General features: G+C 54.5%; 12 protein-coding genes. All 12 read right to left on the reverse strand.

The genetic code is table 11. The annotated features are described in order from the left end of the window. Positions 1 to 40: 40 nt before the first annotated feature. Complete coding sequence (locus K7397_RS02010; RefSeq protein WP_223066270.1) at positions 41 to 1,030, reverse strand: AAA family ATPase; 990 nt, start codon at positions 1,028 to 1,030, stop codon at positions 41 to 43. A gap of 165 nt (positions 1,031 to 1,195) precedes the next feature. Beyond that, entirely contained in the window at positions 1,196 to 1,864 is a 669-nt protein-coding gene (locus K7397_RS02015; protein WP_223066271.1) for a YdcF family protein, read from the reverse strand. Then, complete coding sequence (locus tag K7397_RS02020; RefSeq protein WP_223066272.1) at positions 1,861 to 2,433, reverse strand: ribonuclease FAU-1 family protein; 573 nt, start codon at positions 2,431 to 2,433, stop codon at positions 1,861 to 1,863. Before K7397_RS02020 ends, K7397_RS02015 begins: the two co-directional genes overlap by 4 nt. A gap of 158 nt (positions 2,434 to 2,591) precedes the next feature. Continuing rightward, on the reverse strand, positions 2,592 to 5,192 hold the full coding sequence (locus tag K7397_RS02025; protein ID WP_223066273.1) for a transglycosylase domain-containing protein: 2,601 nt from the start codon (positions 5,190 to 5,192) through the stop codon (positions 2,592 to 2,594). Between the two features lie 134 nt (positions 5,193 to 5,326). Continuing rightward, positions 5,327 to 5,560, reverse strand: a complete 234-nt coding sequence (hfq, locus tag K7397_RS02030) for an RNA chaperone Hfq (RefSeq protein WP_223066274.1) — start codon at positions 5,558 to 5,560, stop codon at positions 5,327 to 5,329. Between the two features lie 24 nt (positions 5,561 to 5,584). Continuing rightward, complete coding sequence (gene miaA / locus K7397_RS02035; protein ID WP_223066275.1) at positions 5,585 to 6,568, reverse strand: tRNA (adenosine(37)-N6)-dimethylallyltransferase MiaA; 984 nt, start codon at positions 6,566 to 6,568, stop codon at positions 5,585 to 5,587. After that, the gene (locus K7397_RS02040; protein ID WP_223066276.1) at positions 6,558 to 7,337 is read right to left on the reverse strand and encodes a class I SAM-dependent methyltransferase; all 780 of its coding nucleotides are present in this window, start codon (positions 7,335 to 7,337) and stop codon (positions 6,558 to 6,560) included. The genes miaA and K7397_RS02040 overlap by 11 nt, the downstream gene beginning before the upstream one ends. A gap of 15 nt (positions 7,338 to 7,352) precedes the next feature. After that, complete coding sequence (gene mutL, locus K7397_RS02045) at positions 7,353 to 9,404, reverse strand: DNA mismatch repair endonuclease MutL (protein ID WP_223066277.1); 2,052 nt, start codon at positions 9,402 to 9,404, stop codon at positions 7,353 to 7,355. Between the two features lie 63 nt (positions 9,405 to 9,467). Then, positions 9,468 to 12,290: a DNA mismatch repair protein MutS gene (gene mutS, locus K7397_RS02050; protein ID WP_223066278.1), complete on the reverse strand. Its 2,823-nt coding sequence runs from the start codon at positions 12,288 to 12,290 to the stop codon at positions 9,468 to 9,470. Between the two features lie 84 nt (positions 12,291 to 12,374). Beyond that, entirely contained in the window at positions 12,375 to 13,883 is a 1,509-nt protein-coding gene (locus tag K7397_RS02055; RefSeq protein ID WP_223066279.1) for a putative amidoligase domain-containing protein, read from the reverse strand. Positions 13,884 to 14,055: 172 nt separating this feature from the next. Beyond that, positions 14,056 to 14,604, reverse strand: a complete 549-nt coding sequence (gene cotE, locus K7397_RS02060) for an outer spore coat protein CotE (protein ID WP_223066280.1) — start codon at positions 14,602 to 14,604, stop codon at positions 14,056 to 14,058. Positions 14,605 to 14,687: 83 nt separating this feature from the next. Continuing rightward, complete coding sequence (locus K7397_RS02065; RefSeq protein WP_223066281.1) at positions 14,688 to 15,668, reverse strand: aromatic acid exporter family protein; 981 nt, start codon at positions 15,666 to 15,668, stop codon at positions 14,688 to 14,690. Positions 15,669 to 15,732: the final 64 nt, after the last annotated feature.

Here is a 15,732-nt window from a genome sequence, read left to right on the forward strand (position 1 = left end):
CAGAGGCTCCTTCTAGTCATGTTATTCCGTTTGTCCGTGTTCAGGTCGAATTCGGCTTTTTGTCCACCTTCAAATCCTCGGTCCGGATCGTCATCAGCTCCAGCTTGCCCGGAGACGAGCCCCCGTATTGATTGAGCAGCCTCACCGCCTGCTGGCGGATAGAGCGTTCTATAATGTTGCGAACGTAACGGGCATTGCTGAATGCCTGAAGGCTCTCTGCCTTCTCTGCCAGCAAATGCTGCTTTAATTTGAGTATCGCCTGCGGCATCAGGATATAATCGCGTTCTTTTACCATCATTTCGGAAATTTGAATCAGCTGGTCGACGGAATAATCCGGAAAATCAATTTGAATCGGAAAGCGCGAAGGCAGCCCGGGATTGGTGTCCAGAAAAAATTCCATCTCATCGGAATAACCGGCCAAAATCAGGATGAACTGGTTCTTATGATCCTCCATTGCCTTCACAAGCGTGTCGATCGCTTCTTTGCCGAAATCCTTCTCCCCGCCTCTGGCGAGACTATAGGCCTCGTCAATGAACAAAATGCCGCCCATCGCTTTTTTCACAAGCTCCCTTGTTTTCTGGGCGGTATGCCCGATATATTCGCCGACCAGGTCGGCGCGTTCCACTTCGATCAGATGACCTTTGCCGAGCACGCCCATTTTCTGAAAAAGCTTGGCTATAATCCGGGCCACTGTCGTTTTTCCCGTTCCGGGATTGCCTCTGAAAACCATATGAAACACCTGGGCCTCAGACAGCAACCCGGCATCCGTGCGCAGGCGGGCGACCTGCAGGAGGGCAAAAATTTCATACACCAAAGTTTTGATATTGTCCAATCCCACGAGCTGGTCCAATTCCTTGCGAATTTCCTGGAACACGCCCTGCTGCAGCTTGTCGGTAACGGCGGGGGAAGCGTCCGGTTCCGAAACGGTTTGTGAGATTACCGGAGGTTCTGAACTGCGTAATATAACATTGATTTGTCGGGACGGTCTTTCTTCCGAGCGCCCGCTGCCGGCCATGGCACGCCCTTGCATGAAGGCATCACCTCAAAATTTAAAATAACCCCGCAGCTTGACGTGAAAAACTCTGCAGCTTTGGCCCATTGCTTCCGCGGGGATCCCGAAACTAAATAAAATAAGGAGTGGGAAAGCTACTTTTACACTATATTCTAGTGACCCTTACCTTATTAGAAGTTTTAGTTAAGCCCCGGTGAAGACTGCTCCAATTTGCTGTATTCTCCACTTGGTATAGGCAAGCACCTCGCGGGTTTTGTTGTAGCCCTCATTCAGCAGCTCGGAATGCACAAGCGACAGCTTTGGCCAGTCATAATGCAAGGATCTCGCGATCTCCAGCGACCTGCGGCCGTGATAGTCATGAGTGATGATGATCGCTGTTTTCAGTTTCCGCTCTTTCATGATCTTCTGGCTGAACAGTAAATTTTCATAAGTGCTTGTCGCCTTGTCCTCAAGCAGGATGTCATCTCTGGAAATCCCGTGTTCTTCGAGATACCTCGCCATACCTTCGGCTTCTGTAATCGTCGCCCTTCTAGCATCCAGCCCGCCGCTGACAATGATGATACCGAACTTTCCCGTTTTATAATCCGCTACGGCCCGCTCAAGCCTCTCCTCAAGCCCAGGACTCGGCTTATCTTCCCAGAGGGAGGCACCAAGCACGATGCCGACATCGGCCGTCCCGGGCGCCTCGCCGCTCTTCTCGCTCTCCACCTGAAACCATGCGTAGGCAAGCCAGACTACAAGAAGCAGGAGCAGCAAACACGAGCCCTTGATGAAGGGCCTGAGAAACCGCCTTTTTCTCGACACAGATAAGACAGACAACTTAGAAAAATGGGCTTTGCCGTCCAGTTTCATTTCATTCCACCTATCCTGTCAAATCTAAGTGCATCCAGATCAAATCCCTGGCTGCAGTGCTCTAGCGACATCAGAAAATAAGGAAAAGCGTGCGCGTCGATCATTTGAAGCAGCTCTCGTGCGGTATGGGTAGCCAATTCATAATCCTTGAGCGAAATAAGGCGGCGGCTCAAAGCGTCGTCAAGCTCGTCCTGATCGAGCAGAAAGACTTCGCCATTTCGAAGCACCACAATGTCCAGATACAGATCATCAAACCAGGGAACGCCCTGATCGGTCACGCCTTGGTTTTTGCAGACATCAATATACCATTCGATCACTTCGTTTCTGTCATCAAACATGGCGGTAACGATATAATGGGCATTCTTGGGATAATACTGCAGCCACGAATATCCCTTGTCGGCGATACGGAAGGTGTGTCTTCCATAGGTTTTCCAGAGCGGTTCTCTTAGAGCCTGGATGGTATACAGCGTAATATAGCCGGTAAAATATTTATCCTCCACGTACCGCGACGCGAACTTGCGCTGGGTAACGCGCCTCCAGTTGGCACGATCTCCGAATTTTCGTTTCATGGTAAAGACCCTTTCCCACATATTATGTTCAGCTTATCACATTTGGAAGAGAGTCTCAAAAAACGAATCGCTATCCAGAATAAAAAGCAGCACCCTTCCTCTTTGCTTGCGAAAAAGGGTGCTGCTAAGCTTTTTAAGCCATCGTGGTTCGATTGCCGTTACGGTGTTACCGGGACTGCCGAATTATCGATCGTTCCGGTTACGGTTCCGGGGTCAGTAGTGGCGTTTTGCCCCTTTCCGGAATTTCCATTTCCCTGGCCCGGAACCGTTGAGCCATCGCCGTTCGAATTGCCGCCCGGGTTCCCTTGGTTGCCGTTGTTTCCGTTATTGTCTCCGCCTTCAGGAGCGCTTGGGTTTACCGATTCGCCCGGCACCTCGGAATTACCCTCGCCAGGCGGGAAGTCTCCAGGAACGCTTTCGCCCGGCTGATTCACGTCCCCGCTCGGGAACGGCTCTTCCGAAGAAACCGGCGGTTCTACCGCTGCCGGAATATCGACCCGAACCTGGTTAGAGCGCTCGCTTTCCAGTCCGCTTTCGGGGTCGTAATAGGTTACGTAATACTCATACCCCGTGCCAGGAGCTACGCTTACATCCTCCGCATCTGTGGTCATTACGCTCATAAGCAGGCTGAAATCCTGTTCGGTAGAAGCTTTACGGTAAATCCGGTATTCTCCGCCCTGCTTCTCGGCAGCATTCCAGCTAAGGAAAACCGTGCCGGTGGAGTTGCTGTACGATCCCGCAAGTCCAGTAACCGCAGCCGGAAGCTCGGCGGAAGGTTCCGGAGTAGGCTCTGCCAAATGGCTTGGTTTATCGAAATCCTTGACTGGAACTCCTTCAAGAGCCTCAGACATCACCCCGCCGAACAGCGCCGCCGCTTCGCCGCTGCTGCCGTTCAGCAGATGCTTCTTATCCGGATTGTCGTAGCCCATCCAAATCGCAGCCGTCCATTCCGGCGTATAGCCGACAAACCAGGCATCGCGGTTTTTGCTGCTTCTAAGACCTGAAATACCGTGCTGAGTCGTCCCCGTCTTGCCTGCCAAAGGACGGTCGAGCTTCGCTCTTCTCCCTGTGCCGTCCGATACAACGTGCACAAGCATTTCGGTCATATAGTAGGCTGTGTCTTCGCTCAGCACTTTCTTCTGCTCAGGACTTCCGTGCTGATAAACAGCGGAACCTGAATGATCTAGAATTTGTTTGATGGAATAAGCCTCATTATACCGGCCACCATTGGCGAACACGCTGTACGCCTCAGCCATTTCAAGCACATTCGTCCCTTTTGTCATGCCGCCCAGCGCAAGGGCCAAATTGTTATCTTGATCATCCATCGTAATGCCCATCTTCTTGGCGTAAGTCACGCCCGTCTTGACACCGATTTGGTTCAGCAGCCATACGGCCGGAATATTCTCTGATTTCGTAATGGCCTCCGTCATACTAATCGTTTGCGAATAGCCGTGCAAATTTTTCGGACAGTAATTCCCGAAGCACTGCTTCTCATTGCTGAGCCGGGAATCGGCCGTGAATTTGCCGCTGTCCAGCGCAGGAGCATAAGACACGATCGGTTTAAAAGCAGATCCAGGCTGACGCCGGCTGGCGATCCGGCTGAATCCCTTCCGCTCGTAATCCCTTCCGCCGAGCAGCGCCAGGATGCTGCCATTCTCATGATTCATGATGATCATCGATGCCTGTACAGGCTGTTTATCCGCGCTCTTCTCGAAATAATCGTCATTTGCGAACGCCTTCTCGACGGCCTTCTGGGCCTGAACGTCCATTGTCGTATAAATTTTGTACCCGCCGCGGACCAATTCGTCTTCCGTCAACTCGGGCGCAACCCGTTCGGCCTCATCCATCACATAATCGATGAACGCAACGTAGTTCTGTTTGCGGGCCGGAGGCTGATAATCATAAACAACGGCCTTGGCATGGTCCCGCTGCTCGGCTGTAATATACCCCTGCTCATACATCAGGTCCAGCACAACCGCGCGTCTGGCGGTCGAAGCTTCCGGGTTGCGAAGCGGATTGTATTTGGATGGTCCCTTCGGCATAGCGGCAAGAGTGGCCATTTGCCAAACATCCAGTTTGTTCAGATTCGTTATTCCGAAATACTTTTCGGAAGCCGCCTTGATGCCGTAAGTCGTGCCGCCGAAATTGATCCGGTTCAAATACAGCGTCAATATTTCGTCCTTCGTCATATTCCGTTCAAGCGCCATGGCAATGGACATTTCCGTCGCTTTGCGGAAAAATGTCTTGTCCCGCGTCAGGAATATGTTTTTGGCGAGCTGCTGGGTAATCGTGCTGCCGCCTTCGACCATGCTGCGGGCAACGATGTCCTTCACGGCCGCCCGGCCGATCGACCAGATGTCTACCCCGCTGTGCTCATAAAAGCGCTTGTCTTCCGTGGCGACAAAAGCTTCCTTGAGCAGCTTCGGAATGTCCTCGCTATTAACCGGTTCCCGCTTCTCCAGCGAAAGCTCGCCCATGAGCTTTCCGCCTCGATCATACACTTTGGTTGACTCATAAACTTCAAGCTTGTCTTTATTCTCGTTCAGCAATTTTTCACCGTTTACCGTGATAAACAAATACCCGATAATGCCGCAGATCACAGCAATGGCGATTGTAAAAAACGATGTCCATAAAATAAACCTGGCGCTCGGTCTTCTCTTTTTCTTATTGCGGCCATTTGGTTTATCCGGTTTCTTGTCCGGCTTCTTGTTCGGCTTCTTATGGTTTCGTTCCATTCTCGACGGTCTGTTTGTCGGCATTTCTAGAAATGACTCCCTTCGATTAGAACTAGTTGCCCCTGCCAAAGAAAAGAACAACCCTGACAGGTTGCTCTATCCTTCAGCACTATAGTATTAACGTTGGCACAGCAAAAAAAGTTTCAGAGCGGCAGTTATCAGCCCTCTTGATCCTGCATCAGCGATACGTTGCGCTGCGGCTGGAACGTCGAAATGGCGTGCTTGTACACCATTTGCTGGCGTCCGTCACTGTCAATGACAATGGTAAAGTTGTCAAATGCTTTTATCGTACCTCTGATCTGGAATCCGTTGGTCAGAAAGACGGTAACCGGGATGCTCTCTTTGCGTAACTGGTTCAAGAACGTATCTTGGATATTGATGGATTTGTTCATTAGCCGTACCCCCAATAGGTTCAATTAGTGTTTGTAATTATATTCAAGAGGAATCCCGAACTTTCCTGCTATTATAGCACGGATGTCTGCCAAATGGTCTGGAAAGTTTTCACCTCGCGTCACATCGATCCAGTGAATATCCTTCATGTGACGGAACCAAGAAAGCTGCCGCTTGGCGAAACGCCGGGTATCCCGCTTCAATTTCATAATGGCGTCCTCCAGCGGAAGACCGTCCAGCAGGTGCTCGGCTATTTCCTTGTAGCCCAATCCCTGCATGGATACCAAACTTCGTGAACAGCCTCTTTCGAGCAGTGATTTCACTTCCTGAACTAGCCCTTGCTGCACCATTTCGTCAATGCGGGCCTCAATTCGGTTATATAGCAATTGACGGTCCATTGTCAAACCAATAATGCACAGATTGTAAGGAGAGGCTTTCGTTTGGCTCTCCAATTGGCGGGAAAGTGTCGTACCCGTCAGGTGATAGACTTCCAGAGCGCGAATAATTCGCCGCTGGTCATTGGGATGCAGCTTGGCGGCAGTCTCCGGATCAATTTCGGTGAGCTTCGCGTGCAGCGCTTCGGGGCCAAACTGCTCGCTGAAACGCAGTTGCTCTTGCCTGAACGCTTCGTCCGCACCCGCTTCCGTAAATTGAAACTCATAGCATACGGACTCCACGTACAACCCCGTTCCGCCAACAATAAAGGGAATCCGGCCCCTCGACGCAATTTCGGGAATCAGGCTTCTGCACACTTTTTGAAAATAAGCGACGGAAAAAGATTCCTCCGGATCCAGCACATCAATCAGGTGATGGGGGATGCCCTGCATCTCTTCCGGCGTTATTTTGGCTGTTCCGATATCCATGCCGCGATACACCTGCATCGAATCGCCCGATATGATTTCACAGGAACAAGACTTCGCGATTTCGATGCTCAGCCGGGTTTTGCCGACAGCGGTCGGACCGACTAGGACTAGCAAATTGGGCTTGTGTACGCCTCGTTCAGCGGTCAAGATGCATCACTCCGTAGGTTATTTTGCTTCGGCTTCTGGCCGGTGTCTCAAAGCCAAGACGTTCAAACTCCCCGCTGTCCCGTTTCTCTTTAAGCACAACCGTCTTTCGGGCTACCCGTCTCGCTTCGGCTATCGCCTCCTGACGCAGTGGAGCAGCGTTGGCATAAGAGCGCAGCGGCGAAAGCGAAGAGGATTCCAGCGTCGGATCGCGGAACATAGGGTCAAAATAGACGATATCGGCGCTCTTGTCCGGCATGGAGCGAAGACCCTCCAGATGTTCCGTATGCCTCGCCTCAATTCGCTGCAGCGCCTTGTTGAACTCAGGGATGCCGGATTGGTAGGTTTGAAGACCTTCCCTGAGAAGCAGATACAGCGGGAATGAGCTCTCCAGGGCAATGACCTTCCCCTTGCCGCCCGCGCCCAAAGCGAACATGATCGAATCCGCCCCCAAACCTGCCGTGCAGTCGACGATCAGATCCCCTGGAACTGCACAGGCCGCTTCGAGCATCGAATCCTTCTCCCCCTTGAGGAGCCGCTTGGCGCGTACATAGGACATGCTCGGATGAAACTCCATAGGATTTCCCGCAGCGCCCGCCAGCCGCACGCCGTTTTCGAGGATAATCAGAACGTCATTATCTTCATAGCGGGATCTAAGCTCATTCAGGGATCTCCCCGATCTTCGCGCATACGCTGCTCCCGATTCCCTCGCGAGCGCCTGAGCGCGCGCAACGGTGCGGGGGGATTCGTGTTCTCCGGTCGTTATAATCAAAACCTGTTCCTCCGTTTACATCACTCTTTTAAACAATTTCTCCAGATCATAGGCTGAAAAAGACACTACGATCGGCCGTCCGTGCGGACAAGTATAAGGCTGACGACAGGCGGCAAGCCGTTTCAGCAGCGTGCCCGCTTCCTCCGCCGTCAGCTTCTGGTTCGCCTTGATCGAAGCCTTGCAGGAGCAGAGAATCGAGGATTTCTCCCTCAGCTTTGCAAGATCGATCGCTCTTTCGCTTAATACCCATTCGGCCATCTCTTCAATCAGGGAAGCCTCCTCTCCTTTGGGGAACCAGTAAGGAAGGGAGACAACGCGGAACGTCTGGCCGCCGAAGTGCTCCAGCACGGTTCCCACCTTCTCGAACCAGTGCAGCCTTTCTTTCAGCTTTTCGCTCTCCGAAGGGGTGAACTCGATCGTAATCGGCAGCAAAAGCTCCTGGGAAGCTTCCGCAGGCGAACCGAACTTCTCGTAGTAGTACTCGTAGTTCACCCGCTCATGAGCGGCGTGCTGATCGATCAGATACAACCCTGTATCATTGTTGGCGATCAGATAGGTGCCATGATGCTGGCCGATCAGCGTCAGCTCCGGGAATGCCGGCATCGCCGGCTCCTCCGGGGAAGACTCGTACAAGCGGCCGGCTTCGGACGGCGCTTGCGGCTTGCTGTACTTCTCGGCATAGCCGAAGTCAGAAGCTAAGCTCCGGCCGCTTTGACGGGTTGGCGGCGTACTCACGCCTCCGAAACTGCCGCCGAAATCGGCGCTTGGCCTTGCGCCGTATGAATCCACAAAAGCGCTGCGTTCCCTGATCTGAGCCTTCATTTCCGCTTCAGCAAGCCGTGACGCCGAAGGCGATGTCGATCCTGAACGGCTGTCCAAAGGCATATAGGCTGGACCGGCTTCCGGCGTCATACCGGATGTGCCGGATGCCCCGGAGGTGCCGGGCTGGACCGGCTCAGCCGCCTGCGAAACAGAAGCTGCCGCTTCGTCCATGGCTGAAGGAAAATGAAGCTGCTCCTGAATGACGGACGTGCTGCTGCCCCGGCTTACTTTCTGATTGACGACCTTGGGGATCAGCACCTCCTGGGAGAGGCTTTGCTTGACCGCCGCTTCCACAAAGGCGGTCAGTTCGTTCTCCTTGCTGAAACGGACCTCCAGCTTCGAAGGGTGCACATTCACGTCAACCAGCGACGGATGCATCTTCAGCTCCAGTACGACTAGCGGGTAGCGACCGATCGGCAGCAGTGTATGATAAGCGCGCAGGATGGCCTGCTGCAGACCCTGGTTGCGAATATAGCGCCCGTTGACGATGGTGGACATGCCGGCACGGTTGGAACGGGCCAGCTCAGGCCGTCCAATATAGCCGGAGACCGTATAATCCGGGTCTTCCGAAGCTATTTTCAGCATGCCTCTCGCGGCATTGTTGCCGTAAATGCCGGCGATCACCTGCAGCAAATCGCCATTGCCGGGCGTCTGAAGCAGCAGGTTGCCGTTATGCCGAAGCGTGAAGCCGATTTCCGGATGGGCCAGAGCCTGCCGGTACACGACGTCGGAAACATGCCCAAGCTCCGTCTGGATCGTCTTCATATACTTCAGCCTTGCCGGTGTATTGTAAAATAATTCCTTGACCGTAATATCCGTTCCGCGCGGGGACGGCGCATCCTCGGCCGCCTTCAAGGTTCCCCCTTCGATCACCACGTTCCGTCCAAGCCCGTCCTCGCTGCTTGAAGTCAGCAAATGGACCTTCGACACTGCGGCAATACTGGGAAGAGCTTCGCCGCGAAACCCGAGCGTACGGATCTGGTACAGATCGCGGCTGCTGGCCAGCTTGCTGGTCGCATGGCGGTAAAATGCCGTTTCGCAATCTTCCGATTCGATTCCTGAGCCGTTGTCCGTGACCCGGATGATTTCGAGCCCCCCTTCTTCCACGGCGATCTCGATTTTGGTCGCACCGGCGTCAATCGCATTCTCCACCAGCTCCTTGATTACTGACGCAGGACGCTCTACAACTTCGCCTGCGGCGATCTGGTTGGCGATATGCTCGTCCAGCACCTGAATTTTTGCCATAGGTATTCACCCCGCCCCTTGAACTGTCTGCAATCCCTTCTGCATCTTGCATCCTTACAGCAATTATAAATCCTTTGCTTTCATCTTCAACTCATTGAGCAGCCCCATCGCCTGAAGCGGCGTCATGTTCATAATGTCCGCCTGTTTCAGCTGCTTGACCAGGCTGCGCCATTTCCCTTCGTCCCGGGAATGAACCGGCGCCTGCTGCTCGTCTTCATCGGCGAACATCGAGAGCTGCACGACGCCGGCTTTCGCGGATTCGGAGCTGCTTCGCTCGTTTCCATCGCCGGTGGTCCCGGTTCTGCTCGGCTTCGGCAGCTTAATCCTGTCCGCTGCCCGCTCCCGGGCGATTTCATGGCCCGCCTGCAAAGCGACTCCGGCCTCCCGCAAGGCAGCGTCTTCTCCATGCCGATCCAGGGACGCAAAGCCCAAATCCACGCCGTCCCCTCCGCCGTCAGCTTTGCCCGCTGCCGCCTGCCGGCTCGCTCCGGCTCCGGCGGCCGCTTCCAGGCCGCCGAGCAGCCCTTCGGCCCGGTCCGTGATATCGGCCGGAAGCCCGGCAAGCTTGGCGCAATAGATGCCGTAGCTCGTGCTTGCCGCGCCGGGAACCAGCTTCCGCAGAAAGTGTACCTTATCGCCGCTTTCCTGCACTGCCATCGAGTAATTACGCAGATGGGACAGTTCCGCCTCCAGATGGGCAAGCTCGTGAAAATGAGTGGAGACCAGCGCTTTGCAGCCGATCACATTATGTACGTATTCGATCACCGCCTGGGCAATGGCCATCCCTTCGGCTGTCGACGTACCGCGTCCCAACTCGTCGATAATAATCAGGCTTCGCGGTGTGGCCTTCTCGGTCATCACCTGGATATCCGCCATTTCGACCATAAAGGTGCTTTGGCCGCCGATCAGATCGTCGGCCGCGCCAATCCGGGTGAAAATCCGGTCAACCATCGGAATTTCCGCCCGTGCTGCCGGAACAAAGCAGCCGATCTGGGCCATAATGGAAATCAGGGCCACCTGGCGCATATAGGTGCTTTTTCCGGCCATGTTGGGACCTGTTATAAGCAGAATATTCCCGCCGCCTTGTCCAAGGCTTGTCCCGTTCGCGATAAAAGCCGTTCCTTCCATGACCGTCTCCACGACAGGATGGCGGCCTTTCTCCACGATAAAGTCATAGCCGTCCGACAGCACAGGCTTCACAAATCCGGAATCGGCGCTGACCGCTGCCAAAGAACGGTACACATCGATCTCGGCAACTCGTTCGGCCAGGCGCTGCAGACGCGGCGAATTGGCGTTCAGCCGCTCCCTGACCTCGGTAAACAGCGTATATTCAAGATCCAGCATCTTGTCTTCTGCTTCCAGAATAAGCGATTCCTTCTCTTTCAGCTCCGGGGTGACATACCGTTCGGCATTCGCAAGCGTCTGCTTCCGCTCGTATCTGCCTTCCGGCAGCGAAGCAATGTTGGATTTCGTTACTTCAATATAGTAGCCGAACACTTTGTTGTAGCCGACCTTCAGCGATTTGATGCCCGTCGCCGCGCGTTCGGCGGCTTCAAGGTCGGAAATCCACCGTTTGCCGTTCACGGACGCTTCTCTCAGCTCGTCAAGCCGGGCGCTGTAGCCAGGCCGGATTAACCCGCCTTCCCTCAGGGAAACCGGCGGCTCCTCGGCAACCGCTTCCTCGATAAATGCGGCAAGATCGCCGCAGTCGTCCATTTCCGAAGCAATCCGCGATAGCGTTGCCGAGTTCGATCCGGCGCACAGCTCCTTCAGTTCGGGAATTTGCTGCAGTGACAGCTTCAGGGCATTCAGATCCCTGCCGTTCGCCGTTCCGAACGCGATGCGCCCAACCAGCCGCTCAAGGTCGTAAATGCCTTTCAGCTTCTCCCTTAAATCTTCACGGAGCATGTAGCCGCCGAAAAGCTCCTCAACCGCGTCCAGCCGGGCTTCCACCTGCGTACGGGACAGCAGCGGCTTGTCCACCCAGCGTCTGAGCAGGCGCGCGCCCATCGACGTCTCCGTCCGGTCCAACAAATGGAGCAGCGAGCCTTTTTTGGACCGGTCCCGGACCGTTTCAACCAGCTCCAGGTTGCGGCGCGTGAACGGATCGAGAATCATGAACTGCTCAGGTTCATACGCGGATATGCGGCTCAATTGGCCAAGCGAACGCTTCTGGGTTTCGCCGAGATAACCGACCAGCATCGCCACACAGGCCCGGCGTTCAGGTTCAAGGCGAATCCAGGCGGCTTCGCCAAATTGCTTGCGGCCCGCGTCATCCTGCGCTTTCGTACGCGGCGTATACACCACCGGCTTCCCGAGCGGACCCGACTGCTCCCGGATCCATGAGAGCAGCTCGGGATCCCCGATCACTTCGGACGGCGAGTAGATGCCGATCTCATCCCTCAGCCACTCCCGGCTCGACGGGGAAGAGGTCACATGCAGCTCGCCGGTAGACAAGTCGCACGCGGCAAGCGCCGTCATATGATCCAGCTCCGTAACGGCAACCATGTAATTGTTCGTCTTCTCGGCGACCGTCTTCCCTTCCATCACCGTCCCCGGCGTAACAACCCTTACAATCTCCCGCCGGACAACCCCTTTCGCATCCGCCGGGTCTTCCACCTGTTCGCAAATGGCGACCTTGTAGCCTTTCTCAATCAGACGATGAATATAGTTCTCGGCCGAGTGATACGGCACTCCGCACATCGGGATTCGTTCTTCAGCCCCTCCGGCCCGGCCGGTTAATGTAATTTCCAGTTCCTTGGCAGCGAGAATCGCATCGTCAAAAAACATCTCGTAAAAGTCGCCCAAACGGAAGAAAAGAAACGCATCCTCCGCTTCTTCCTTCACGCTTAAGTACTGTTCGATCATCGGTGTATATTTAGCCATAGGACGTAACCTCCATGCCCATTCATAGAATTCTATTATATCAGAAATACCGCACATATGCTCTTATCGGAAGCGGGTCATGCATCAGGGCACGGAAATTTTCCACGCCTCCCTGATATCCGCCGTCTCATCCCACATTTTTCCGCTGCGGATGGCGTCGAACATAGGCGTAAGGTAGGACTCGTATTTGGAAAAGCCGGGCAGATCCGCTACTTCTTCAATGACTTGCAGCGCAAGCCTTCTAATAGCCGGACGGTCCCCCTGGTAGAAAGCCGAAAGCGCCTCATCGTCATTCAGCGGCAGGGAGGACAGCGCAGGTCCCTTATATTCCTCAGCGATCAAAACAGCCAGCGCGACGACGCCTTTGGTCACCACGGGAGAAATGAGAAAGCTCGGCAGCGTCCGGTATTCGAACCCGCCGTAGGCTTGACGGCGGAAATCGCCCAGAAGACCGTAACGCGGCCTTCTCGCCCGGCTGCGGGGATCCTCCAGCGCGGCCACCGGGAGCGCCAGATAGTTGTCCAGGGCGCGCAGAAGCTGGGGCGTCAGCATCACGCCGCTGAAATGCAGGTGGCCTCCGAGCGGCAGACCCGGCTGCGGCATGCCGCCCGCCAGCCAGGCGAGCGCCTTGTCCCCGATCTGCCGGCTCGCCTCGCGCATCGCGGCCATCAGGTGCTGCACCGCCTCGCGGGGCTCGCCCCCCGGCGCAGGCCGCAGCTCGGCCAGCGGATATTTGCGGCGCCCGTTGATCCACACGGCGTCGCACCCCGCCCGCCCCGCTGTGTCCAGAAAGCGTGAGGCGGGCACAATTTTGCCGCGCAACCGGTCATAAAGCAGAAATTCCGGATCCATCCCGATCAGCATCTTGTTAGCCGCAGCCCCGGAAGAAGCGGGAGCAGCTTCCAAAGCCCAGTCCGCCGCGACCCGCCGGACCGATTCGGCAAACAGCCGGGCTGAATTTCCAAGCCCAAGCTCAGGTAGTGGAACAATGCTGGCTACCGCATATCCACTGCCGCAGGATAGAAGGGTCACTTCGCCAAAATCAAGCCCCTGAACATACAGCGCTCTGACAGCCGTTTTTTCCAGTCTGCGAAACATCGGAGACCCCGGCTCCGGCCCCGACACCATCAGGCTGTTTCCGCGCATGTCACTCGCGCTGCCGCCCATGCTGCCGCCGCTCATACGGCTGCTCATCGCGCGTCGCGAAGCCGCCAAGCTGTCTCCAGCGCCCTCTCCTGTCCGGGAGGGGATCTCGGCGATATGAACAGCCTGCAGGCAGAATACGGTTACCGCAAAACACCGGCGATAGCTCCCCTGCCCGTCTGCTTCGCGGTGTGATTCAGCAGCTTTAAGTCCCGCCATTCGCAGCCTTTCGGCAACCAAGCGGGCAGATCGGGCCGCAAACGCTGCGGCTCCGCCGTTCATGCAGAGCGGAGCCGCTCCTTCAGGCAGCGGCCAGCTCCCGGCCCCGGCCCATGCCCCTTTCGAGTCTATTGATCCGTGCAGGGGCTCTCCAAGACGTCTTGTTAAGTTGCTGAGATTGTCGTCGCTTCCTGCGAACAGATACAGCGGATATTTACGGGTCTGATCCATCGTCCGCGTCTCCTTTTCATGGACGGCATCTGTGTTTCGCGAGAAATTTAAAAAGCATAAAGCGGCAGCCTATACTTCCCTTATTTTTCAAAAAAAAGAGGGCATCCGCCCTCTCCGCCGCCGCCGCAGCTGCATAACATACACTAATTCTTCGAGGATATGCGCTTCAAGCTTACAGGTCGTCATCCAGAAGATCCGGATCCAGATCGTCATAATCGCCGTCGTCTCCGCCAAAATCGAAATCCTTGTCTTCAAAGCCATCCCCGCCAGGAATGACAAGAACGTTCAATTTGGTTTCGGCAACCAGTTCGACTGCGAATTCGCGTTCAACGCGGATAATGACATTGCCGCTTCCGGATACCGTTGCTTCAACGGTACTCGGTTCCTGCGTCGCTTCCGCTGATACTTCGACGGTTGAAGAACGGTGTCTTCCGTCGAGGTAGGAGAGCGGAACGTTCTCTACATAAGAAATTTTTTCTTTGGCGACGGCTGTCTGCGAATTTTTGTCATAGGAATACCAGATGTTGACATCGTAAGTACCCACAACCTCAACTCCGTCTCCCGCAGCTACCGCTTCGTATTGGTGGTTGATAATCCAGGCCCCCAGTATACTCGACGGATTGTGAGGCGGAGTCACGGTATGTGTTACGGTAGAGAACTTACGACCTTTGCCGCAGATCGCTTTCGTAATAATCTCTCTACTTTGATATTTTGATGGCATTTTCGAACCTCCTCCATACAATCATTCAATTCATTTGTATGCAGGACATTGGCCTAGGGTGACAACTATTTTGCCGGGGGAACTTATTTTCCGCCGGACAGGGCTCCCTGGGTCTGGTTCGCTTGCGGCTTTTTATCCTTCTTCGATATGTTCAGATACATACCAAGCTCGCGGCACAGCTGCAAAATAGCCGCACGGCTCTCAAATTCCTCCCTTGAGACCGGCAGATCCATCTTTTTGAAATCCTCCTCAAGTTCCTTGAGCAGCTTTTCCGTTTTTCCGGTATAGATTTCTTTCCGCACGTCTTCGCTCAGCTGGACAAACAATGCAGCCGCCAGCTCTGTATGAGGCATTTTCCGGTATACCTGGGAAATCAGGTCCACCATGCTCTCAATCCGTTCCAGATGCTGTTTTCGCATAACGAAATAGACGTTCCACGATTCGTTCGGGTAGATGACCTGGTTCTCAAGCGCACGTTTGGCGATGGTCAAACCTTTATCGATTTGCTCCGAAGCCTGGAGCAGCTCTTTACCATCCCACACAATTTCCGGATTGCGGAGCGTTTCGGCAATGTGCTGAAAAATCCCCGCAAACAGAGAGTCTACCTCGTAGCGAATCCAGGCCAGCCTTCCTTCCTCCTTCGGCATGTAGACAAGATTGACCAGCATCGCCGAGCCAAGCCCGATCATCAGCAGCAAAATCTGGTTGCCCAATGTCTGCAAGCTGATGTCTTCGCCGCCGAATACGCGAAAAACAACGACGGAGCTCGTCACAATACCTTCTTTGAAATGCGCTTTGGCAATCAGCGGGAAGGCTATCAGAATATACAACACGAGTACCCAGATATGAAATCCGAACAAATAAAACAAAGTAAAAGAAAGCGCCAGACCGAGGAGCGAAGCGAAGAACCTCGCAGATACCGATTTGATGCTTCTTTTCCTCGTGACATCCACGCCAAGAATGGCCAGCAGGCCCGCAGACAACGCTCCGTTAATACCGGCAGTATCCGCAATCAGAATGGCAAGCAGCGTAGCTATAGCGGTCTTGATGACCCGAAAACCCATAAAATCCCTTCTATCCTTTCGAAAAATTCATAGTTAGTCTTATCCTACCTGATTTTTCCGCTCT

Source organism: Paenibacillus caui, from assembly GCF_019904135.1.
In the GTDB taxonomy this organism is placed as follows: domain Bacteria; phylum Bacillota; class Bacilli; order Paenibacillales; family Paenibacillaceae; genus Fontibacillus; species Fontibacillus caui.

Excerpts from the sequence above, each read along its gene's own strand:
- K7397_RS02010 (WP_223066270.1), bottom strand. The coding sequence starts at position 1,030 with ATGCAAGGGCGTGCCATGGCCGGCAGCGGGCGCTCGGAAGAAAGACCG.
- K7397_RS02015 (WP_223066271.1), bottom strand. The coding sequence starts at position 1,864 with ATGAAACTGGACGGCAAAGCCCATTTTTCTAAGTTGTCTGTCTTATCT.
- K7397_RS02020 (WP_223066272.1), bottom strand. The coding sequence starts at position 2,433 with ATGAAACGAAAATTCGGAGATCGTGCCAACTGGAGGCGCGTTACCCAG.
- K7397_RS02025 (WP_223066273.1), bottom strand. The coding sequence starts at position 5,192 with ATGCCGACAAACAGACCGTCGAGAATGGAACGAAACCATAAGAAGCCG.
- hfq (WP_223066274.1), bottom strand. The coding sequence starts at position 5,560 with ATGAACAAATCCATCAATATCCAAGATACGTTCTTGAACCAGTTACGC.
- mutL (WP_223066277.1), bottom strand. The coding sequence starts at position 9,404 with ATGGCAAAAATTCAGGTGCTGGACGAGCATATCGCCAACCAGATCGCC.
- mutS (WP_223066278.1), bottom strand. The coding sequence starts at position 12,290 with ATGGCTAAATATACACCGATGATCGAACAGTACTTAAGCGTGAAGGAA.
- K7397_RS02055 (WP_223066279.1), bottom strand. The coding sequence starts at position 13,883 with ATGGATCAGACCCGTAAATATCCGCTGTATCTGTTCGCAGGAAGCGAC.
- cotE (WP_223066280.1), bottom strand. The coding sequence starts at position 14,604 with ATGCCATCAAAATATCAAAGTAGAGAGATTATTACGAAAGCGATCTGC.
- K7397_RS02065 (WP_223066281.1), bottom strand. The coding sequence starts at position 15,668 with ATGGGTTTTCGGGTCATCAAGACCGCTATAGCTACGCTGCTTGCCATT.